Genomic DNA, 22,148 nt, shown 5'->3' on the forward strand with positions numbered 1-22,148 from the left:
CTTTTCTTTTATTGATATAAGCGGCTTCCCTTGTCTGCAAACTCTTTTGCTTTTTCTTTCAGCCCTTCGTTGACGGCCTCGTCTTCAGTAAGTCCGTTTTCCTTCGCATAATCACGAATATCCTGAGAAATTCTCATACTGCAGAACTTCGGACCGCACATCGAACAGAAGTGAGCCGTTTTTGCGCCTTCAGCCGGCAGCGTTTCATCATGATATTCCATTGCTCTTTCAGGATCAAGCGACAAATGAAATTGATCACGCCACCGGAATTCAAACCGCGCCTTAGACAGAGCATCGTCACGGATCTGTGCACCCGGATGCCCTTTAGCAAGGTCTGCGGCATGTGCCGCGATTTTGTACGTGATGACACCTTCTCTTACATCATCACGATTCGGCAGCCCCAAATGCTCCTTCGGCGTGACATAGCAAAGCATCGCCGTCCCGTACCAGCCGATCATCGCCGCGCCGATTGCTGAAGTAATGTGGTCATAACCCGGAGCGATATCCGTCGTTAATGGTCCGAGCGTGTAAAAAGGCGCCTCTTTACAAATTTCCAGCTGCTTGTCCATGTTTTCCTTAATTTTATGCATCGGCACATGACCCGGTCCTTCGATCATCACTTGCACATCGTGCTTCCACGCAATCTCCGTCAATTCTCCGAGAGTTTCCAATTCCGCAAACTGCGCTTCATCATTGGCATCCGCAATCGAACCGGGGCGAAGCCCGTCACCAAGAGAAAAAGCGATATCATAGGTCTTCATAATTTCACAAATGTCTTCAAAATGCGTGTACAGAAAGCTTTCCTGATGATGGGCCAGGCACCATTGCGCCATAATCGCCCCGCCGCGGGATACGATTCCCGTCGTGCGTTTAGCCGTTAACGGGACGTAACGAAGCAGTACGCCGGCATGGATGGTGAAATAATCCACGCCCTGCTCCGCCTGCTCAATCAATGTGTCACGATAAATGTCCCACGTTAAATCCTCGGCAATGCCATTTACTTTTTCAAGCGCCTGATAAATCGGCACCGTCCCCACAGGCACGGGGCAGTTGCGGATAATCCATTCACGCGTCGTATGAATGTCTTTTCCCGTGGATAAGTCCATCATCGTATCGGCGCCCCAGCGAATCGCCCACGTCATTTTTTCGACTTCTTCTTCGATAGAAGATGTAACAGCCGAGTTGCCGATATTTGCATTAATTTTCACATGAAAATTCCGGCCGATAATCATCGGCTCGCTTTCCGGGTGGTTGACGTTAGAAGGAATAATCGCCCGGCCGCTCGCCACCTCTTCCCTGACAAATTCGGGAGACACATGCTCACGTATTGCGATAAACTCCATTTCCGGCGTAATGATGCCTTTTCTCGCATAATGCAATTGTGTTACATTTTTCCCCGGCTTGGCCCGAAGCGGTTTCCGCTGTAGGCCGGGGTATTCGGCGGCACGGCCCTCTTTTTTATAGCCGTTGTCTTCAGGTCTCACGGTCCGGCCGTTATATTCTTCTACATCTCCGCGCCCGGTAATCCACTTTGTGCGGAGCGCCCCCAGCCCTTCATGAATATCAATCTGTACATCTGGGTCTGTATACGGCCCGCTCGTATCATAAACACGGACCGGCGCATTCTCCTCTTCCCCGAATGCCCCCGTAGTCGCACTCAGGCTGATTTCCCGCATCGGCACTCGTATATCGGGCGAAGAACCTTCTGCATAAACCTTTTTACTGCCGGAAAAACTCGACATAATGGAAATGTTCGCTTGCTGTACTGATTGATTTTGCATACAAATCTCTCCTTTATCATTTGAATAACAGAACCAAGCTCAGCACCAGCACAAAAAAACCGGGTTCAAAGAAGAACCCGGTTTTGCAGTCAGAAAGAAACTATTATTGTTTTCATCAACAATAATAAAACCTTTACTTCCCCACGCTGGTACGAACCAGATCAGGTCCAAAGGGTTAAGAAGCCGCCGCTTCTCTCTCAGCCCGCTTAGACGGGCACCCCCAGTAACTATTGATTTCGCTCTCATCGTAACATAAGTTGTGTACAAAAAAAAGCATATTATCAAAATTCAGATAACGGTAAGGTCATAAGCTCTGTTTCCCGAACGCCTTCTTCGGTATTAAAAACCCGATAACCCTTTGCGGTTTCCCGGGAGGAGACAGCCCGGAACAGCTGACCGTCTTTATAATGAAGCGCAGCGCCGTCATCAGCGGCATAGCCCTCCCTGAGTTTCTTTTCTGAAATCAGACGGTGATACACCGGCCGGCGCTCCGCTTCTCCGTCATAGTGCGGACAAAAGCTTCCCCGCAAAAATCCTAAAGCTCTTAACTCTCTCAAATCTCCAGCTGAATCCGTCACTCCTTCTTCATACCAGCAAATCGCCCCGGCGCTGAGACCCGCCAACATGATGCCGTTTTCCCAAGCCTCACGAAGAATAAGGTCAAGCCCCCACTCTTTCCATAAGACAAGCATATTGCGCGTATTTCCGCCGCCGACATATATAATATCTTTCTTCATGAGAAAGGATCTGAGATCAGAACCCGGCGGTTTAAACAGCGACAAGTGATCCGGCTCACACCGCAGCTTTTGAAAGGCCTGATAAAACCTGCCGATATAATTCTCCGAATCTCCGCTTGCCGTCGGCAAAAAACAAATTTTCGGCTTTGACCGCGCCGACTGCTCTAAAATATACTGATCCAGCACAAGATGATCCGGCTCCATGGAAAAGCCCCCGCCGCCCATTGCAATAATCTGCTTCAATGTCATCACCTCTTTTTTCCTCTAGTATAACAGCTCATAAAAAGGCGTTATCCCCATTTCGGATACCGCCTTTAAAAAGTATTTGTTATCTGAAAAATGAAAACGCACCGTATAACACAACGGAGATTCCCGCGGCGATAAGCGCCGGAACAAGCTTCGAACGGGCATACTTCACAACATCGATCCCCAACACCGTACAGGTTGTCACCGTATTATCACTGAGAGGAGAAGCAAATGCTCCAAATGTTCCGCTCGCAAACACGGCCCCGATCGCTAATAATAAACTGGTATGTGACTGAACCGCCAGCGTTACGCCGAGCGGCATTAAAAGCCCCCAAGCCCCCCAGAATGACCCGATAAAATAGGATATAACAGCCCCCAGTATAAAAAGAGACGGCGCAATAAACATATGAGGGATCCATGACGTTAAATGAGAAGTAACATATTTCGAGAATCCCAGATCTTCAGATACTGCTGTTACGGCCCAAATCAGCGATAACATAATAATAACGTTGACCAATTCGTTTCCGCCCTTAATAAAATGGGTAACAAGCTCGCCTGCATGAAAACTCTGAAACATAAAAAGAGCAAATGCTGCAATAACCGCTGCCAATAATGCGGTTAACATGACGCCAAGCATATCGCTTTTGATAAAAGCATTCAAAAACCCTTGTGCTTTTGAATGGCCGTCCCACCAACTGAGAAAGAGTGTTAATAGCAAAAACAGCCCGATCGGAATGATTAAATTCCACGGCCGAATCGGTGTTTCCTTAATATAAGCACGGTGCGCCGAATCCAGCTCCTCCTGCTGGTCAGCATGATCATCACTTTCGAACATTCCCGTATGTCCATCGTGAATATCTGAGATCGTCCCTGTTTCCATGTTGAATGAACCTGAGCCTTTTGAAAGCAACACACCGCTGTTCCGCGGAATCGGTTCCGTATTTTTGTTATGTTTGCGAGCAGAAGTTTGTCCGCTCTTTTCTGTTTTTTCCAAGCTTTCGTCCGCTTTTTGTTTCTTAAAAAAGCAATAATAAATTCCGACTACTATAATCACAATGGAGAAAAAATTGAAGGGAATACTTTTCACATACACCGTGTAAGCCGGCTGATCTATTCCTGACGTTTTAAGGGCCTGTCCGATAATGGAAACCATGTAGCCGACAAATGCCGTTGCTATCGGAATCAAAGCAATGACAGGGTTTGCCGTAAACTCAATGGCATACGCAATTTTCTGTTTCGACAGGTTCAGACGCTTGCTTAAAGCTTTCATGATCGGTGCAATTGTGACGATGCGAAAGTCCGGTTCACTGAACGTGCCAAATGTCGACAGCCATGCAAGCAGCATCGCACCTTTTTTGGTTTTAACTTTTTTACTGATCAAATGGACGAATCCTTTTATCCCGCCGGTCAGCTTTATAATCCCTACAAGGCCGGCAAATGAATATAGAAACACAATGATTCTAATATTATTGGTGACGACAATGTTACTGATGACATATTGAACCATATGTTCAATCCCGCCAAGCAAGCTGGGATGCAAAAGATAGCTTCCGACCAGCAAACCGACAAACAGACCGGACTGCACTTGCTTTGTAATGATTGAAATGGGAATGACCAGAATAAATGGGATAAGACAAGCCCAAGTCCCTTCCATAAAAAACACCTCTTTCAAAGAACTTCTTGTTAGTATCTTTGAAAAAAGCGGATTTATACAATCAGCAGGTATCATGTTTTCACAAGCCTTGGAGGATATTTTCACACAACAAAAAAGGCTTCTACATATTGTAGAAGCCTTTTTATACCGGTGGCCGGGGTCGAACCGGCACTCCAGAAGGAACACGATTTTGAGTCGTGCGCGTCTGCCAATTCCGCCACACCGGCATGTAATTCGTCGTGTTCAACCGACGTATATAAATATAACATGTATTTCATAAAACGTCAACGGTTTTAGCAAAGTTTTTTAAATGGTAATGCAGTATATACGATACAAGCAAGAAACTTATATTGATAGTCATTACGTTTTTATTATATAAAAAAAGTGATCTGCAATATGCAAATCACTCTCATATATGTTTTATAATGTGAAAACTGATGACCAATTTAACATAGTTCGTTCAAAGTTAAATTGGTGCCGAGGGCCGGACTTGAACCGGCACGGTAGTCACCTACCGCAGGATTTTAAGTCCTGTGTGTCTGCCAATTCCACCACCCCGGCAATAGAAAGGCGACACCCGGATTCGAACCGGGGATAAAGGTTTTGCAGACCTCTGCCTTACCACTTGGCTATGCCGCCGTAATTTGGAGCGGAAGACGGGATTCGAACCCGCGACCCCCACCTTGGCAAGGTGATGTTCTACCACTGAACTACTTCCGCAACATGTAAAAGAACCTAATACATCTTATGCTGTTGTTTTTAAAAAAATGCAACTGGGCTAGCTGGATTCGAACCAACGCATGACGGAGTCAAAGTCCGTTGCCTTACCGCTTGGCTATAGCCCAATGATAAAATGGGGCGATTGATGGGAATCGAACCCACGAGTGCCAGAGCCACAATCTGGTGCGTTAACCACTTCGCCACAACCGCCATAATCTGAAGATGAATAAATAAAATAGTGGCAGGGGCAGTAGGAATCGAACCCACACCGGAGGTTTTGGAGACCTCTGTTCTACCGTTAAACTATGCCCCTATTTATAAAATGGTGGAGGGGGGCAGATTCGAACTGCCGAACCCTGAGGGAGCGGATTTACAGTCCGCCGCGTTTAGCCACTTCGCTACCCCTCCATCATTTAGAGTGCCGGCCAGAGGACTTGAACCCCCAACCTACTGATTACAAGTCAGTTGCTCTACCAATTGAGCTAGACCGGCAAATGGTGGCTCGGGACGGAATCGAACCGCCGACACACGGATTTTCAGTCCGTTGCTCTACCAACTGAGCTACCGAGCCTTTTTATAAATGGCGGTCCGGACGGGACTCGAACCCGCGACCTCCTGCGTGACAGGCAGGCATTCTAACCAACTGAACTACCGGACCATTTTTTGGTTGCGGGGGCAGGATTTGAACCTGCGACCTTCGGGTTATGAGCCCGACGAGCTACCGAACTGCTCCACCCCGCGATGATAATGGTGGAGGATGACGGGCTCGAACCGCCGACCCTCTGCTTGTAAGGCAGATGCTCTCCCAGCTGAGCTAATCCTCCATCATATAAGTGACCCGTACGGGATTCGAACCCGTGTTACCGCCGTGAAAGGGCGGTGTCTTAACCGCTTGACCAACGGGCCCTGGTATTTTTTCGTTTGTTATGTATTGATAATTAGTGGCGGAGAGCAAGGGATTCGAACCCTTGAGACGGGGTTACCGCCTACACGATTTCCAATCGTGCTCCTTCGGCCACTCGGACAGCTCTCCATAAATGGCTCCGCAGGTAGGATTCGAACCTACGACCGATCGGTTAACAGCCGATAGCTCTACCACTGAGCTACTGCGGAATGAAGTCTGCCTGGCGATGTCCTACTCTCACAGGGGGAAACCCCCGACTACCATCGGCGCTGAAGAGCTTAACTTCCGTGTTCGGCATGGGAACGGGTGTGACCTCTTCGCCATCATCACCAGACGTTTTAGTGACATGTATTATTATACTATGTATTTCAGAAAAAGCAAGAGTTTTTTTAAAAAATTCTCTCAAAACTAGATAACAGTAAGCATACATTCAAATTGGTTAAGTCCTCGATCGATTAGTATCTGTCAGCTCCATGTGTCGCCACACTTCCACCTCAGACCTATCAACCTGATCATCTTTCAGGGATCTTACTTCCTTGCGGAATGGGAAATCTCATCTTGAGGGGGGCTTCATGCTTAGATGCTTTCAGCACTTATCCCGTCCGCACATAGCTACCCAGCGATGCCCTTGGCAGAACAACTGGTACACCAGCGGTGCGTCCATCCCGGTCCTCTCGTACTAAGGACAGCTCCTCTCAAATTTCCTGCGCCCGCGACGGATAGGGACCGAACTGTCTCACGACGTTCTGAACCCAGCTCGCGTACCGCTTTAATGGGCGAACAGCCCAACCCTTGGGACCGACTACAGCCCCAGGATGCGATGAGCCGACATCGAGGTGCCAAACCTCCCCGTCGATGTGGACTCTTGGGGGAGATAAGCCTGTTATCCCCGGGGTAGCTTTTATCCGTTGAGCGATGGCCCTTCCATGCGGAACCACCGGATCACTAAGCCCGACTTTCGTCCCTGCTCGACTTGTAGGTCTCGCAGTCAAGCTCCCTTGTGCCTTTACACTCTGCGAATGATTTCCAACCATTCTGAGGGAACCTTTGGGCGCCTCCGTTACCTTTTAGGAGGCGACCGCCCCAGTCAAACTGCCCACCTGACACTGTCTCCCCGCCCGATAAGGGCGGCGGGTTAGAAGGTCAATACAGCCAGGGTAGTATCCCACCGATGCCTCCACCGAAGCTGGCGCTCCGGTTTCCAAGGCTCCTACCTATCCTGTACAAGCTGTACCAACATTCAATATCAGGCTGCAGTAAAGCTCCACGGGGTCTTTCCGTCCTGTCGCGGGTAACCTGCATCTTCACAGGTACTATAATTTCACCGAGTCTCTCGTTGAGACAGTGCCCAGATCGTTGCGCCTTTCGTGCGGGTCGGAACTTACCCGACAAGGAATTTCGCTACCTTAGGACCGTTATAGTTACGGCCGCCGTTTACTGGGGCTTCAATTCGCACCTTCGCTTACGCTAAGCGCTCCTCTTAACCTTCCAGCACCGGGCAGGCGTCAGCCCCTATACTTCGCCTTACGGCTTCGCAGAGACCTGTGTTTTTGCTAAACAGTCGCCTGGGCCTATTCACTGCGGCTCTCTCGGGCTTGCACCCTAACAGAGCACCCCTTCTCCCGAAGTTACGGGGTCATTTTGCCGAGTTCCTTAACGAGAGTTCTCTCGATCACCTTAGGATTCTCTCCTCGCCTACCTGTGTCGGTTTGCGGTACGGGCACCTCTCACCTCGCTAGAGGCTTTTCTTGGCAGTGTGGAATCAGGAACTTCGCTACTATAATTCGCTCGCCATCACAGCTCAGCCTTCACGGGAAACGGATTTGCCTATTTCCCAGCCTAACTGCTTGGACGCGGATATCCAATACCGCGCTTACCCTATCCTCCTGCGTCCCCCCATTGCTCAAATGGTGAGGAGGTGGTACAGGAATATCAACCTGTTATCCATCGCCTACGCCTTTCGGCCTCGGCTTAGGTCCCGACTAACCCTGAGCGGACGAGCCTTCCTCAGGAAACCTTAGGCATTCGGTGGAGGGGATTCTCACCCCTCTTTCGCTACTCATACCGGCATTCTCACTTCTAAGCGCTCCACAAGTCCTTCCGGTCTTGCTTCACAGCCCTTAGAACGCTCTCCTACCACTGTTCGAAGAACAGTCCGCAGCTTCGGTGATACGTTTAGCCCCGGTACATTTTCGGCGCAGAGTCACTCGACCAGTGAGCTATTACGCACTCTTTAAATGGTGGCTGCTTCTAAGCCAACATCCTGGTTGTCTAAGCAACTCCACATCCTTTTCCACTTAACGTATACTTTGGGACCTTAGCTGGCGGTCTGGGCTGTTTCCCTTTCGACTACGGATCTTATCACTCGCAGTCTGACTCCCAAGGATAAGTCATCGGCATTCGGAGTTTGACTGAATTCGGTAACCCGGTAGGGGCCCCTAGTCCAATCAGTGCTCTACCTCCGAGACTCTTACCTTGAGGCTAGCCCTAAAGCTATTTCGGAGAGAACCAGCTATCTCCAGGTTCGATTGGCATTTCACCCCTACCCACACCTCATCCCCGCACTTTTCAACGTGCGTGGGTTCGGGCCTCCATTCAGTGTTACCTGAACTTCACCCTGGACATGGGTAGATCACCTGGTTTCGGGTCTACGACCACGTACTCAATTCGCCCTATTCAGACTCGCTTTCGCTGCGGCTCCGCATCTTCTGCTTAACCTTGCACGGGATCGTAACTCGCCGGTTCATTCTACAAAAGGCACGCCATCACCCGTTAACGGGCTCTGACTACTTGTAGGCACACGGTTTCAGGATCTCTTTCACTCCCCTTCCGGGGTGCTTTTCACCTTTCCCTCACGGTACTGGTTCACTATCGGTCACTAGGGAGTATTTAGCCTTGGGAGATGGTCCTCCCGGATTCCGACGGAATTTCACGTGTTCCGCCGTACTCAGGATCCACTCAGGAGAGAACGAAGTTTTGACTACAGGGCTGTTACCTCCTATGGCGGGCCTTTCCAGACCTCTTCATCTATCTCGTTCCTTTGTAACTCCGTACAGAGTGTCCTACAACCCCAAGAGGCAAGCCTCTTGGTTTGGGCTGGTCCCGTTTCGCTCGCCGCTACTCAGGGAATCGCATTTGCTTTCTCTTCCTCCGGGTACTTAGATGTTTCAGTTCCCCGGGTCTGCCTTCTCATATCCTATGTATTCAGATATGGATACCACTCCATTACGAGTGGTGGGTTTCCCCATTCGGAAATCTCCGGATCAAAGCTTGCTTACAGCTCCCCGAAGCATATCGGTGTTCGTCCCGTCCTTCATCGGCTCCTAGTGCCAAGGCATCCACCGTGCGCCCTTTCTAACTTAACCGTTAAAAAGAATCACTACGTGATATCTTGCATTACTAATTGAATGTGAATTACTTCTGTTATCTAGTTTTCAAAGAACAACGCATAGGACATGCTAACACATGCGTTGCCACAGGAAGTGGCGCATTTAGCAGGTGTTCCTATGTTTTGAAGGAATGATCCTTCAAAACTAAACAAGACAGGGAACGTTCTGTTTATAAGACCCATGGTCTTATACTCCGTTAAAATCCTTAGAAAGGAGGTGATCCAGCCGCACCTTCCGATACGGCTACCTTGTTACGACTTCACCCCAATCATCTGTCCCACCTTCGGCGGCTGGCTCCATAAAGGTTACCTCACCGACTTCGGGTGTTACAAACTCTCGTGGTGTGACGGGCGGTGTGTACAAGGCCCGGGAACGTATTCACCGCGGCATGCTGATCCGCGATTACTAGCGATTCCAGCTTCACGCAGTCGAGTTGCAGACTGCGATCCGAACTGAGAACAGATTTGTGGGATTGGCTTAACCTCGCGGTTTCGCTGCCCTTTGTTCTGTCCATTGTAGCACGTGTGTAGCCCAGGTCATAAGGGGCATGATGATTTGACGTCATCCCCACCTTCCTCCGGTTTGTCACCGGCAGTCACCTTAGAGTGCCCAACTGAATGCTGGCAACTAAGATCAAGGGTTGCGCTCGTTGCGGGACTTAACCCAACATCTCACGACACGAGCTGACGACAACCATGCACCACCTGTCACTCTGCCCCCGAAGGGGACGTCCTATCTCTAGGATTGTCAGAGGATGTCAAGACCTGGTAAGGTTCTTCGCGTTGCTTCGAATTAAACCACATGCTCCACCGCTTGTGCGGGCCCCCGTCAATTCCTTTGAGTTTCAGTCTTGCGACCGTACTCCCCAGGCGGAGTGCTTAATGCGTTAGCTGCAGCACTAAGGGGCGGAAACCCCCTAACACTTAGCACTCATCGTTTACGGCGTGGACTACCAGGGTATCTAATCCTGTTCGCTCCCCACGCTTTCGCTCCTCAGCGTCAGTTACAGACCAGAGAGTCGCCTTCGCCACTGGTGTTCCTCCACATCTCTACGCATTTCACCGCTACACGTGGAATTCCACTCTCCTCTTCTGCACTCAAGTTCCCCAGTTTCCAATGACCCTCCCCGGTTGAGCCGGGGGCTTTCACATCAGACTTAAGAAACCGCCTGCGAGCCCTTTACGCCCAATAATTCCGGACAACGCTTGCCACCTACGTATTACCGCGGCTGCTGGCACGTAGTTAGCCGTGGCTTTCTGGTTAGGTACCGTCAAGGTGCCGCCCTATTTGAACGGCACTTGTTCTTCCCTAACAACAGAGCTTTACGATCCGAAAACCTTCATCACTCACGCGGCGTTGCTCCGTCAGACTTTCGTCCATTGCGGAAGATTCCCTACTGCTGCCTCCCGTAGGAGTCTGGGCCGTGTCTCAGTCCCAGTGTGGCCGATCACCCTCTCAGGTCGGCTACGCATCGTTGCCTTGGTGAGCCGTTACCTCACCAACTAGCTAATGCGCCGCGGGTCCATCTGTAAGTGGTAGCCGAAGCCACCTTTTATGTCTGAACCATGCGGTTCAGACAACCATCCGGTATTAGCCCCGGTTTCCCGGAGTTATCCCAGTCTTACAGGCAGGTTACCCACGTGTTACTCACCCGTCCGCCGCTAACATCAGGGAGCAAGCTCCCATCTGTCCGCTCGACTTGCATGTATTAGGCACGCCGCCAGCGTTCGTCCTGAGCCAGGATCAAACTCTCCGATAAAGTAGTTTGACTGACTACGCACATCACTGTGCGATTTATTTAAAACTTTGAATTAACAGGTACGTTTTGTCTTGTTTAGTTTTCAAAGATCATTTCAACCTCATCTCGAGGCGACTTTTTAAGTATAACATTTCAGCGAGTTGCTGTCAAATGTTTTTTGTTTTTATTTCTCCGCCGCTGTGAGCTTTTTGTTGAAGCGCATCAGCGACGTTTAATAATATACCATGCCTATGATTCAGCGTCAACACTTTTTTTGAAAGAATATCCTCGATGATATACTTCCTGCCCTTTGGTCTCTATTTGAGATACTTCAACAAAGCCTTTTTCCGTCAGATAATCAAGCATGACACCGAGATCTTGGGTGAAGTGCACCAGTTCAGGGTGCTGAAGCAATTCTCCAAACTGCCACATTCCTTTTTCTTTCATCACTTGAAAAAGGTGCGCAGAACCGATTTCAGCTTTTGAATGGATGAGAAAATCATTTGCTAAGAATAATAATTCGAGCCTTTTCTCCAAACTTTCGTGACTCTCGACAAGTTCGGAATATAGCTTATATACCTGCGGCTCAATGTGACGGACCTGGTTCCAGACTGTCGTTTCGGGATAAAATCCCCGGTCAATCACTTCAATGCGGGCCAAGTGGTGAAGAGCATGCACTACCGCATAATATGCATCCAGAAAATGATCAGCTTCAAAAAACGCTTTTCCTTCTACAAATCTTCTGATCAGCTTGCCGTATTCCATTCCGATCTTTAATTTCCGCTCGGCGAAAGGAAAAGTGCTGAGCCGGTCATTGAGTTCAGATATATATTCATTGCGGTCAAACAGTACTTTGCCGTTGATGATCCAATCTATGACTCTTCTATTGGTCCCAAGCAGAATCCATTCCTGAAGCAGAGCATCCGTTACAATATGTAAAGAAGCGGTTTTGTGTTCGAATTCATAATGCTTTATAAAAAGAGGTTCATCAGCCTGTTTGACAATGACAAGCATGACCGCATCAAAGTTATCCGTGATGGATGATGCTTTACTCCTTCTCTCAATCATAAGGACGGCCAGCGTATCGGGATGACTTGCTCTTTCTTGGTAAATTGGACGGAGAAGATTGTCCATTACGATTCCTCCAATGCGATTGTTTCACTAGCTATTGTTTCTACATTTCTATGATAAAACATGAAAGTCCTTTTTTCTAAACACATTGCACTATTATAACAAATTTCCTTTCAGGTGCCATATTTATTCTTCCCTTTTCTTACGAAAACATGAAGAATATGCCATCTGTTTTGTGCTATAGTTAAACGGGAGGGGGATGGACATGGCGAAATACTCAAGCAAAATTAATAAGATCAGAACGTTTGCGTTAAGTTTGGTTTTCGTTGGGTTTATCATTATGTACATCGGGCTGTTCTTTAAGCAGTCTGTTTTGCTTGCCAGCTTGTTTATGATTCTCGGCCTGCTGTCGATCGGGCTCAGCACCGCCGTTTATTTTTGGATCGGCATGCTGTCCACAAAAGCGGTCCGGGTGATGTGCCCCGCTTGCGAGAAAGAAACGAAGATACTGGGCAGAGTGGATATGTGCATGCATTGCAGAGAGCCGCTTACATTGGATAAAGGATTGGAAGGCAAAGCGTTCGATGAGTCTTATAACAGAAAAAACAGTGTAAAATAAACGAAGCTGACCGTATCAAAGCGGTCAGCTTCGTTTAGTGGTTTTCTTTTTTGGAACATTCTTGGCAGACGCCGTAAATCTCCAAACGGTGGTGGCTTACCTTAAACCCCGTGACGTGAGCCGCAAGCTGTTCCACTTCGTCAAGCCCGGGATAATGGAAGTCTACGATTTTTCCGCAGCTTTCACAAATGGCGTGATAATGGTCAGAGGTGACAAAGTCAAATCTGCTGGACGCATCTCCGTACGTCAGTTCCTTTACAAGCCCCGCTTCCCGGAATACACGCAAATTGTTATACACTGTCGCAACACTCATATTAGGGAATTTCCCTTCCAAGGCTTTATATATATCGTCCGCTGTCGGATGTGCCATAGAATCCACGAGATATTCCAGAATGGCATGACGTTGAGGAGTAATCCGGACTCCCGTATCCTTCAACGTGTCTAAGGCTTCTTTTAATTCATGTGCAGCCATCCGTCATGCACCTCTCTTCTAAAAAAGATTCTTACTTTATAATGTTTATAATTAGTGTACATCTTTTTCCGGTCTCCTGTCAAATGTAATCTGAAGAAAACCCCGTGAGTTCAGCATTTGTCCATTAATTAGACGCAATTTGTTCCAATTCGCGAAGCGCCTCGGCAACGTGATCTTTCACTTTTACCTTTCTCCACTCCTTCACAAGACGGCCTTCTTTATCTAACAAAAAAGTGGATCGCTCGATACCCATATATTCTTTCCCAAAATTCTTCTTCAGCTTCCACACATCAAAAGCTTCCGCCAGTTTGTGCTCATCGTCAACGAGGAGCTGGAAAGGAAGATCGTGTTTTTGCTTAAATTTTTCATGTTTATCACGGCTGTCAGGGCTTACTCCGATGATAACCGCATCAAGTCCCGCGAAACTTTCGTGCTGATCACGGAAATCACATGCTTCCGTCGTGCATCCGGGTGTCATGTCTTTCGGATAAAAATAGAGAACGACGTACTTCCCTTTAAAATCCGTCAATGCTACTTCTTCACCGCTGTCATTCACTAATTTCATATCCGGTGCTGTTTGTCCGATTTCAATCGTCATTTCTTATACCTCCGGGTTTTTTATTAAGCGTATCCAATTCACGTTAAGATTACAACCGTTATCCCCCCGCTCTTTTCTGGAAGCATGAACCGTTGTGCTCGCAATGAAGCATGCTACAATAGAACATGATGTAAGGAGATATTAGGAGGGTCATTTTTTGTATACAAAATCAGTTGAACTTCATAAGGAAGCGTTAGAGCATATCGTCGGAGGCGTGAACAGCCCGTCCAGATCCTATAAAGCGGTAGGCGGCGGTTCACCCGTTGCGATGGAAAAAGCGAACGGCGCTTATTTCTGGGATGTAGACGGGAATCAGTATATCGATTATTTAGCGGCTTACGGCCCGATTATTACCGGACATGCCCATCCGCATATAACTGAAGCGATTAAAACAGCGGCTGAAAACGGCGTGCTGTACGGGACGCCGACCAAACATGAGGTCACTTTCGCCAAAATGCTGAAGGAGGCCATTCCTTCACTTGATAAAGTACGATTCGTAAACTCAGGCACTGAAGCGGTAATGACAACGATCCGGGTTGCACGCGCTTATACAGGCCGGACAAAAATCATTAAATTCGCCGGCTGCTATCACGGCCATTCTGATCTCGTACTTGTCGCTGCGGGTTCCGGCCCGTCTACGCTCGGCACCCCTGATTCCGCCGGCGTGCCGAAAAGCATCGCCAATGAGGTGATTACCGTTCCTTTCAATGATATTGAAAGCTACAAAGCCGCGCTGGATAAATGGGGTTCGGAAATTGCAGCGGTTCTCGTCGAGCCGATCGTCGGCAACTTCGGCATCGTTGAACCTGAAGAAGGATTTTTAGAACAGGTAAATGAATTGACCCATAAAGCGGGCGCGCTCGTCATTTATGATGAAGTGATCACGGCGTTCCGTTTTATGTACGGAGGCGCGCAGGATCTTCTTCAAGTGAAGCCTGATTTAACGGCGCTCGGTAAAATTATCGGGGGCGGCTTGCCGATCGGCGCTTACGGAGGCAAAAAAGAGATCATGGAGCAGGTTGCTCCGCTCGGCCCGGCATATCAAGCCGGCACAATGGCCGGAAACCCGGCATCTATCCTATCAGGCATCGCCTGCCTGGAAGTGCTGAAGGAAGAAGGCGTTTATGAGCGGCTTGATGAGCTCGGCGCCAGACTTGAGCGAGGCATTCTCGCCCATGCGGAGACACACGGCATTACCATCACCGTCAACCGTTTAAAAGGCGCGCTCACGGTTTACTTCACTGATGAAAAGATCGTCAATTACGAGCAGGCGGAAAATACGGACGGAGAAGCATTCGCCAAGTTCTTCAAGCTGATGCTTGAGCGCGGCATCAATCTCGCTCCATCGAAGTATGAAGCTTGGTTTATCACAACCGCACATACTGAAGAGGATATCGACGCCACTTTACAAGCCGTTGAAGATGCGTTCAGACATATGAAAAAATAACTGCTGAAACAAGCGGGAGCCCGGGGCTTCCGCTTTTTCTTTTTGTCCGATTTGTGAGATAATGGTTTTTTCAAAAAAAGACCTTGAATAATTGGTATGATCCCTGTATATTACTTTATTGTTTAGCAAATCAGCCGACAGGGAAATGTAAGTGTCAGCCGTTCGTTCGGCACATAATTTATTAGAGAAAGGAATGCACGCACAAACCAATGAAACTTGGTGCCCGCATTTTTAAAACAGGGATTGCGATTACGCTCGCGCTCTACTTAGCATCATGGATCGGACTTCCGTCGCCGATCTTTGCCGGGATTGCAGCTATATTTGCCATACAGCCCTCTATTTACAGGTCTTTTCTTATCATTATTGATCAGGTTCAGGCAAATATCATCGGCGCTGTCATCGCTACGGCATTCGGACTGATTTTCGGACCGAGTCCGATTATGATCGGATTGACCGCAGTGATTGTCATCACGATCATGTTAAAACTGAAAATTGAACACACCATTTCGATTGCGCTCGTGACGGTTATCGCAATTTTAGAAACACCGGGAAACAGCTTCCTGACGTTCGCTCTGATACGAACAAGCACCGTTATTTTAGGCGTGCTGTCTTCTTTTATTGTGAACCTTGTGTTTCTTCCGCCGAAATACGAAACGAAGCTGACTCATCATACGGTTGAATATACCGATGAGATCATGAAATGGATCAGGCTGACGATGCGTCAGTCCACGGAACACTCGATATTGAAAGAGGATATTGAGAAGCTGAAGGAAAAGATGATGAAGCTTGATCATACGTACCTTCTTTATAAAGAGGAGAGAAGCTACTTTAAGAAAACGACGTATGTAAAGTCGCGCAAGCTTGTATTGTTCAGACAGGCGATTATTACGGCGAATCGGGCGCTTGATACGCTGAAAAAGCTGCACCGCTATGAAAACGAGATTTATCATATGCCGGAGGAATTTCAGGAGACGCTGACAGAAGAAATTGATTATCTGCTTCATTGGCACGAAAGGATTCTGATGCGGACGGTCGGCAAGATCAAACCGCATGATGACGATGCTGAAGAAAGCATAAGATATAAACAGCTTTTGACGAAGTCTTTCTTGAAAAATCAGCAGAACTGCGAGGATGAACTGCTTGATTACAATATGCTCAGCATTATGGCTGCGGTTGCGGAATACCGTGAGCAGCTGGAACATCTTGATACACTGATTACGAGTTTCCAGACATACCACCCGAAAGACAGCGAATTAGAAACAGACGAAGATGAGTAACCCGGTGCTCTAGATAACCGGGTTTTTTTGCATTTAAAAAAACGTATGCCGCCCATTCGGACGGCATACGTTTTTGTATCAGTTCAAATTCTGAATCGTAAATAAGTGTCTGTACTGGCCGCCTTGGGCCATTAATTCCTCGTGCGTGCCGGTTTCGACGACGGCGCCGTTTTCCATGACGACAATTTTATCCGCGTGCGTAATCGTGGACAGCCTGTGGGCGACGATAAATGTCGTCCTGTTTTTCGCAAGCTTTTCCATCGCTTCCTGAATGTAGTGTTCACTTTCCAGATCAAGAGCCGATGTCGCTTCATCCAAGATTAACAGCGGCGGATTTTTTAAGAATACACGCGCGATGGAAATCCGCTGTTTCTGCCCGCCTGACAATTTGACGCCCCGTTCGCCGACTTTGGTTTCATAGCCTTCGGGGAAATTCATAATAAATTCATGGGCATTTGCCGCTTTCGCAGCCGCAACCACCTCATCCAGAGACGCTCCCGGTTTACCGATGGCGATATTTTCACGAATCGTCTCACTGAACAGAAACGTATCCTGAAGCACCATTCCGACTTGATTGCGGAGGCTTCTCGCTTCATAATCGCGAATATCTGTGCCGTCAATCAGCAGGCTGCCGCCGGATACATCATAAAAACGCGGTATGAGGCTGACAAGCGTCGATTTACCGCCGCCGCTCATCCCGACGAGCGCGACGGTTTCCCCTTTTGTCACCTTTAAGGAAACGTCCTGCAAAATCGTTTCTTTTCCTTCCTCATAACGGAACGAGACATTTCGGAATTCAACTTCGCCCTTAATGCCGTCAGCTTTTACTGCATTCGGTTTATCAGTCAGTTCATACGGCTCGTCGATAAATTCAAATATGCGGTCCATTGAAGCGATCGACTGGGTCAGCGTCGTCGATGAGTTGATCAATCTTCTGACCGGATTGTACATTCTGTCAATATAGCCGACGAACGCAACCATCGTCCCTACCGTCAGCGGACCGTTTATGACAAAATAACCCGCAAACGCGATAACGAGCAGCGGCGCCAAATCCGTAATGGTATTCACGACTGCAAACGTTTTTGCGTTCCAATTCGTATGACGGATCGCTCTGTCCAGAAAATGTCCGTTTTTTTCATCAAAATTGGCTTGTTCATAATCTTCAATGGCAAAACTTCTGATGACGGGCATCCCCTGAACTCGTTCGTGCAAATGTCCCTGAACTTGGGCGAGTGCCTGAGAACGCTCACGTGTCAGTTTTCGGAGGCGGCCGTAAAAGTATTTCACTGAAATTCCGTATAACGGAAACAAAATGACAGATATCAATGTCAGCTTGACATCGAGTGTAAACATAATGCAGATGACGATCAGCACCGTCATCATATCAAGCCAGATATTCATCAGTCCCGTTATGACAAAGTCTTTTGTCTGTTCGACATCATTTATCACCCGGGAAATGACTTCGCCCGTTCTCGTGTTGGCATAAAACCTCAGGCTCAATTTTTGAATATGATCAAACAATACTCCCCTGATATCATAGAGCACCCGGCTGCCCGTCCATTGCGCGAAGTATTGCCGATAGTACTCTACCGGGGGACGCAGAATTAAAAACAGCACAAACATGATACCCATGATCGTGAATAGCGATGATGTTTTAGCGCTTGCCGTTCCGCTCCCTTGAATAATGTCATCGACCACGTATTTTAACAGCAGCGGGAGAGCCAGCGGGATGGAGAATTTTATGATGCCGATTAACACTGTGATAAAAATTTGTTTTTTATAAGGTTTTACAAATTGCATATAGCGTCTGATTACGCCCACACTTTATCCCCCTCTCTCTTTAAGGCGTGTGAGCCCATGTGAAAAACCTGTTGACACCCCAACAGGTTTTTTTATTGTATTCTTTATTTTGTATAGCGCAGATACCGTTCATACCACATATCAACAAATTCCGGAGCAAACGGTCCTTTCCGCTGATGAATCCAGTGCAGCAGCGTATTCAGATACTCCTTCAGAATGCTGTCGATCTCTTTAGGGTAATTCATTGATTTGCGGTGGTCATCGTATTCATCCTCGTCAAGAATGTTATACGTCATATCCGGAAACACCTTGACATCCAAATCGTAATCAATATATTTGATGGCCTCTCCGTCATAAGCGAACGGCGAGCTGATGTTGCAATAATAGTGTACCCCGTCATCTCTCAGCATTCCGATGACGTTAAACCACTGACGGGCATGAAAGTAGCAGATCGCCGGTTCTCTCGTCACCCACGTCCGTCCGTCGGATTCCGTCACCATTGTCCGGTCGTTGGCTCCGATGATACACAATTCCGTACTTTTTAAAATCGTCGTTTCATTCCAAATTCGATGAAGCAGCCCGTTATGCTTATAGCTGTGAATTTGAATGGTTTCTCCTTCCTTGGGATATCCCATATTTCTCCCCTACTTTCTGTAAAGCCCTGCAGTCAATGCAGCCGCAATTGCTTTCCGACAAGTCTTTTCACTATTATAACGTTACGAATTAAAAAATGAAAATAAAAGAACCACTCCGCTTCCGGAATGGCACATTCATTTCTGCACATAGGAAGACGGCTTTTCCGTGCTGCGATAAGACTGGATGACTTGCTCTGTCTGCCTTTGGAATAACTCCTGTATGCCGGCCAGGTCTTTTCGCTTTGTCGCAATTTCGTCCTGTACATTGTCCAGCTTTGCATCTCTTTCCAGACTGATGAGTTCCGCTTCCACCTGCCGGCAGCGGTCAAGTTCTGACTGCAGCTCGAGAAGCTGATCCATGATTTTCATCTGTTCACTTACAAGCTTTTCAAACTCTGACATCGGGTTCCTCCTTAGGCTTTTAGGTTGATACTCCTTACCATTTCGATTTTACGCCGGAAAACCCTTTGACTCATTCTGTAGAGGAATCACAAGTTTTGTCGTTTTAATAACAGAAAAAAGCACTTCCATCCGAAGATGAAGTGCTTTTTCGTTTCAGTGATTAGCTGTTTTGCTGTTTGTTTTGTTCAGCAGATTGGTTTTGCTTTCTTACCTGCTGCACATCAGTTTCACTGCCGAATTCAGTGCCGTATTGACCCTGACCGGAAGCTGATTGCTGGTTTTGTCTTTTCACCTGCTGAACGTCTGTTTTGCTGTATTTTGAGTTTGCCATTGTTATCACCTCCACGCACTTTAGAATGCGCAGGAGATGATAAGGCTATTCATCTTTTTTTAAAACTTATACGAGCAGAGAGCGTCCGCCGTCAATAATGATGGTCTGGCCGCGGATCATGTCCGCTTTTGAAGAAACTAAAAACTCCACCGTATCGATCATATCTTTAATTTCGACCATTCTGCCGGCCGGCGTATTTTGGCGGGCATCTTCCAGCAGTTCATCTCTGTTAGGGAAATGCTTCAGCGCGTCCGTATCAATCGCTCCGCCTGACACCGCGTTTACGATGATATTTTTCGGAGACAGCTCAACCGCGAGATAACGGGTTAACGATTCTAAAGCGGCTTTTGAGACACCGACCGTCGTATAGTTTTCAAGATAGCGGATGCTGCCGAGCGAGCTGATGCTGACGATGTGGCCGCCTCCGTTTTTCTCCATCATCTTTGCCGCTTCCTGGGCGCAGAAAAGCAATGCTTTCGCATTGATATTCATCGTCCAGTCCCAGTGTGTTTCTTCGAGTTCCATGACCGGTCTCAGCACGCCTGAAGCTGCATTATTGACGAACACGTCCAGTCTGCCGAATGTTTCGTCAATCTGGCGGAACATGTCTTTGATTTTTGCCGGCTGGCCGACATTGGCTTTAATGACGAGCGTTTTAACGCCGAGTTTTTCAATTTCTTCGGCGGTTTCTAATGCCGCTTTCTTACTGCGGGCGTAATTGATGACGATGTTGTATCCTTTTTCCGCGAGTCTGATGGCGGCTGCTTTCCCGACGCCGCGGCTGCTTCCCGTGATCAGTGCGCATTTATTTTGTTCCATTTTTCCTCAGCTCCTTGCTGTGTATAGTTCTTTTCATTCAACAAACAATAAAAGCAATATGTGTTGAAAGGGGTCTTTTATATGTATGTCGGACGTGATATGGGCGAATTGGCCATGATGCCCAAAAAAGATTGGAGAGATTCAGAGCTCGCCTATTTCCATCATGCCTTCCAGCAAATTATGCCGTATTTAAACGAAGAAGGCCAGTCCAAATACCGGGAACTGATTCAGGAAATCGAAGCCCGCGGCGGACTGAAACGGAATGAAGCGGATTATGGCCACGGCACTCGCGTCAGCTATGACTGACGCTTTTTACAGGCGGCCGCTTTCTTCCGCCATTTTCCATATCTTTTGATGGGAAACGGGAAATGCGTATTCCTCAAGCTCCTCTTTTGTGACCCGTATAAATTCCGTTGTATCCGACACTTGTTTTACTTTACCGAAAAAGACCGAAATATTCCAGACGAGATGGGTGAAAACATGTTCTACGATGCCTTCCAGCTCCCCGATTTCAGCGGTTGTTCCCATCTCTTTTTCTAAATAGGCTTCAAGCTGCTCTCTTTCGGTTTTGATTCCTTTCTGAGTTTCGGTATTCGGAAACTCCCACAAGTTGGCGAGCAAGCCTTTTGGCGGCCGTTTATGAATATAGACATCGCCTTGATCGTCTGTCAGCACAACGGCTGCCATTGTTTTTATTCCGGGCTTTTTCTTTTTGCTTTTAACGGGCAGCTCCCGCTCTGTCCCTTCCGCAAATGCCGAACAGTGCTTTTGTACGGGGCAAAGCAGGCAGGACGGCGATTTCGGGGTGCAGATGATCGCGCCGAGCTCCATTAAACCCTGATTGAATTCAGATGGTTTTTCATGAGAAATGAAAGCGGATACCGCCTGTTCGAAAATGGTTCTGGTTTTAGGTTTTGCGATATCGTCCCATATGGAAAGAATTCTCGACATGACACGCATCACATTGCCGTCTACGGCGGGAATCGGTTTGTTGTATGCGATGCTGAGCACGGCGCCTTTTGTATAAGGGCCGACGCCTTTCAGTCCGCCAAATTCCTTTTCCTCGGCAGGGACGACTCCCCCGTACCGCTCATGCACTTCTTTTACGGCACTTTGCAGATTTCTTACACGGGAGTAATAACCCAGCCCTTCCCAGGCTTTGAGCACTTTTTCCTCATCGGCTTCAGCGAGCGCCGAAACGGTCGGAAATTGCTCAACAAACCGCCGGAAATAAGGGATAACGGTTTCTACGCGCGTCTGCTGCAGCATCACCTCTGACACCCACACCCGATACGGGTCCTGATTTTCTCTCCACGGCAGAATTCTCTGTTCTCTTTCGAACCATGTAATTAAGTCCTCGCGAAATTTGTCTATATCTTTTTGTTTCATTTTTTCTTCAAGTGCGTTCATATCTTCTCCTCAGATGTTTCGGGTTCCGCTTTTCTTGACACCGTATTTTGGTGTAAACTTAGGGCACGTTACGATAATATGTTACATTAAATAGTGAT

15 protein-coding genes, 16 tRNA genes, 3 rRNA genes, 1 pseudogene and 1 riboswitch are annotated in these 22,148 nt (G+C 47.8%); of the genes and pseudogenes, 4 read left to right on the forward strand and 31 right to left on the reverse strand.

Annotation, left to right across the window (positions count from 1 at the left end; genetic code table 11):
- Positions 1-8: 8 nt before the first annotated feature.
- From thiC to BZ167_RS05235, 23 genes are all read right to left on the reverse strand, one after another.
- Positions 9-1,781: a phosphomethylpyrimidine synthase ThiC gene (gene thiC, locus BZ167_RS05125; RefSeq protein ID WP_077391955.1), complete on the reverse strand. Its 1,773-nt coding sequence runs from the start codon at positions 1,779-1,781 to the stop codon at positions 9-11.
- A 121-nt stretch (positions 1,782-1,902) separates the two neighbouring features.
- A riboswitch (TPP riboswitch) is annotated at positions 1,903-2,013 on the reverse strand.
- A 49-nt stretch (positions 2,014-2,062) separates the two neighbouring features.
- The gene (locus BZ167_RS05130) at positions 2,063-2,761 is read right to left on the reverse strand and encodes a Type 1 glutamine amidotransferase-like domain-containing protein (RefSeq protein WP_031378414.1); all 699 of its coding nucleotides are present in this window, start codon (positions 2,759-2,761) and stop codon (positions 2,063-2,065) included.
- A gap of 85 nt (positions 2,762-2,846) precedes the next feature.
- Positions 2,847-4,418, reverse strand: coding sequence for a Na+/H+ antiporter NhaC family protein (locus tag BZ167_RS05135; RefSeq protein WP_187954912.1), 1,572 nt, complete (start codon positions 4,416-4,418; stop codon positions 2,847-2,849).
- A gap of 145 nt (positions 4,419-4,563) precedes the next feature.
- Positions 4,564-4,645, reverse strand: a tRNA-Leu gene (locus tag BZ167_RS05140).
- 245 nt (positions 4,646-4,890) lie between these two features.
- A tRNA-Leu gene (locus BZ167_RS05145) sits at positions 4,891-4,979 on the reverse strand.
- Positions 4,980-4,986: 7 nt separating this feature from the next.
- Positions 4,987-5,057: transfer RNA gene (locus BZ167_RS05150), tRNA-Cys, on the reverse strand.
- A gap of 6 nt (positions 5,058-5,063) precedes the next feature.
- A tRNA-Gly gene (locus tag BZ167_RS05155) sits at positions 5,064-5,138 on the reverse strand.
- A gap of 53 nt (positions 5,139-5,191) precedes the next feature.
- Positions 5,192-5,263 (reverse strand) — tRNA-Gln (locus BZ167_RS05160).
- A 9-nt stretch (positions 5,264-5,272) separates the two neighbouring features.
- Positions 5,273-5,348: transfer RNA gene (locus BZ167_RS05165), tRNA-His, on the reverse strand.
- Between the two features lie 29 nt (positions 5,349-5,377).
- A tRNA-Trp gene (locus BZ167_RS05170) sits at positions 5,378-5,451 on the reverse strand.
- Positions 5,452-5,461: 10 nt separating this feature from the next.
- Positions 5,462-5,546, reverse strand: a tRNA-Tyr gene (locus BZ167_RS05175).
- A gap of 11 nt (positions 5,547-5,557) precedes the next feature.
- A tRNA-Thr gene (locus BZ167_RS05180) sits at positions 5,558-5,630 on the reverse strand.
- Positions 5,631-5,633: 3 nt separating this feature from the next.
- A tRNA-Phe gene (locus BZ167_RS05185) sits at positions 5,634-5,709 on the reverse strand.
- A gap of 10 nt (positions 5,710-5,719) precedes the next feature.
- Positions 5,720-5,796: transfer RNA gene (locus BZ167_RS05190), tRNA-Asp, on the reverse strand.
- Between the two features lie 6 nt (positions 5,797-5,802).
- Positions 5,803-5,879 (reverse strand) — tRNA-Met (locus BZ167_RS05195).
- 7 nt (positions 5,880-5,886) lie between these two features.
- Positions 5,887-5,962 (reverse strand) — tRNA-Val (locus tag BZ167_RS05200).
- A 10-nt stretch (positions 5,963-5,972) separates the two neighbouring features.
- Positions 5,973-6,044 (reverse strand) — tRNA-Glu (locus BZ167_RS05205).
- Between the two features lie 36 nt (positions 6,045-6,080).
- A tRNA-Ser gene (locus BZ167_RS05210) sits at positions 6,081-6,171 on the reverse strand.
- 5 nt (positions 6,172-6,176) lie between these two features.
- Positions 6,177-6,251, reverse strand: a tRNA-Asn gene (locus tag BZ167_RS05215).
- A gap of 9 nt (positions 6,252-6,260) precedes the next feature.
- A 5S ribosomal RNA gene (gene rrf, locus BZ167_RS05220) occupies positions 6,261-6,376 on the reverse strand.
- A 101-nt stretch (positions 6,377-6,477) separates the two neighbouring features.
- Positions 6,478-9,407: ribosomal RNA gene (locus BZ167_RS05225) — 23S ribosomal RNA — on the reverse strand.
- A gap of 233 nt (positions 9,408-9,640) precedes the next feature.
- Positions 9,641-11,190: ribosomal RNA gene (locus BZ167_RS05230) — 16S ribosomal RNA — on the reverse strand.
- Together the 16S, 23S and 5S rRNA genes with 16 tRNA genes alongside form the textbook arrangement of a ribosomal RNA operon.
- Positions 11,191-11,418: 228 nt before the next feature.
- Positions 11,419-12,303, reverse strand: coding sequence for a nucleotidyltransferase-like protein (locus tag BZ167_RS05235; protein ID WP_061861289.1), 885 nt, complete (start codon positions 12,301-12,303; stop codon positions 11,419-11,421).
- Between the two features lie 202 nt (positions 12,304-12,505).
- Between BZ167_RS05235 and BZ167_RS05240 the strand changes: the two genes are divergently transcribed.
- The gene (locus tag BZ167_RS05240) at positions 12,506-12,859 is read left to right on the forward strand and encodes a YgzB family protein (protein ID WP_007408568.1); all 354 of its coding nucleotides are present in this window, start codon (positions 12,506-12,508) and stop codon (positions 12,857-12,859) included.
- A gap of 34 nt (positions 12,860-12,893) precedes the next feature.
- Here the strand turns inward: BZ167_RS05240 and perR are convergent, their stop codons facing one another.
- Positions 12,894-13,331: a peroxide-responsive transcriptional repressor PerR gene (gene perR / locus BZ167_RS05245; RefSeq protein WP_003155465.1), complete on the reverse strand. Its 438-nt coding sequence runs from the start codon at positions 13,329-13,331 to the stop codon at positions 12,894-12,896.
- A 124-nt stretch (positions 13,332-13,455) separates the two neighbouring features.
- The gene (bcp, locus tag BZ167_RS05250; protein ID WP_003155466.1) at positions 13,456-13,929 is read right to left on the reverse strand and encodes a thioredoxin-dependent thiol peroxidase; all 474 of its coding nucleotides are present in this window, start codon (positions 13,927-13,929) and stop codon (positions 13,456-13,458) included.
- A gap of 157 nt (positions 13,930-14,086) precedes the next feature.
- On the opposite strand from bcp, the gene BZ167_RS05255 reads away from it, so the two are divergent.
- The gene (locus BZ167_RS05255; RefSeq protein ID WP_077391957.1) at positions 14,087-15,376 is read left to right on the forward strand and encodes a glutamate-1-semialdehyde 2,1-aminomutase; all 1,290 of its coding nucleotides are present in this window, start codon (positions 14,087-14,089) and stop codon (positions 15,374-15,376) included.
- 209 nt (positions 15,377-15,585) lie between these two features.
- On the forward strand, positions 15,586-16,653 hold the full coding sequence (locus tag BZ167_RS05260) for an aromatic acid exporter family protein (protein WP_061861287.1): 1,068 nt from the start codon (positions 15,586-15,588) through the stop codon (positions 16,651-16,653).
- A gap of 78 nt (positions 16,654-16,731) precedes the next feature.
- Here BZ167_RS05260 and BZ167_RS05265 read toward each other — a convergent pair whose 3' ends face one another.
- The 5 genes and pseudogenes from BZ167_RS05265 to fabL form a co-directional block, all read right to left on the reverse strand.
- Entirely contained in the window at positions 16,732-18,474 is a 1,743-nt protein-coding gene (locus BZ167_RS05265; protein WP_014417243.1) for an ABC transporter ATP-binding protein, read from the reverse strand.
- 83 nt (positions 18,475-18,557) lie between these two features.
- Positions 18,558-19,088, reverse strand: a complete 531-nt coding sequence (ntdP, locus tag BZ167_RS05270; protein ID WP_003155475.1) for a nucleoside tri-diphosphate phosphatase — start codon at positions 19,086-19,088, stop codon at positions 18,558-18,560.
- A 135-nt stretch (positions 19,089-19,223) separates the two neighbouring features.
- Positions 19,224-19,490, reverse strand: coding sequence for a YgaB family protein (locus BZ167_RS05275; protein WP_003155476.1), 267 nt, complete (start codon positions 19,488-19,490; stop codon positions 19,224-19,226).
- 160 nt (positions 19,491-19,650) lie between these two features.
- Positions 19,651-19,803: pseudogene (locus BZ167_RS05280) on the reverse strand (gamma-type small acid-soluble spore protein); the annotation flags it as partial.
- An 84-nt stretch (positions 19,804-19,887) separates the two neighbouring features.
- Positions 19,888-20,640 carry an enoyl-[acyl-carrier-protein] reductase FabL gene (gene fabL / locus BZ167_RS05285; RefSeq protein ID WP_003155478.1) on the reverse strand — a complete coding sequence of 251 codons (753 nt, stop codon included), beginning with the start codon at positions 20,638-20,640 and terminating at the stop codon, positions 19,888-19,890.
- An 81-nt stretch (positions 20,641-20,721) separates the two neighbouring features.
- On the opposite strand from fabL, the gene BZ167_RS05290 reads away from it, so the two are divergent.
- Complete coding sequence (locus BZ167_RS05290; protein ID WP_007408563.1) at positions 20,722-20,946, forward strand: hypothetical protein; 225 nt, start codon at positions 20,722-20,724, stop codon at positions 20,944-20,946.
- Positions 20,947-20,952: 6 nt separating this feature from the next.
- Here the strand turns inward: BZ167_RS05290 and mutY are convergent, their stop codons facing one another.
- Entirely contained in the window at positions 20,953-22,050 is a 1,098-nt protein-coding gene (gene mutY / locus BZ167_RS05295) for an A/G-specific adenine glycosylase (protein ID WP_012117124.1), read from the reverse strand.
- Positions 22,051-22,148: the final 98 nt, after the last annotated feature.

This window comes from Bacillus sp. 275 (assembly GCF_001999205.1).
GTDB classification, from domain to species: domain Bacteria; phylum Bacillota; class Bacilli; order Bacillales; family Bacillaceae; genus Bacillus; species Bacillus velezensis.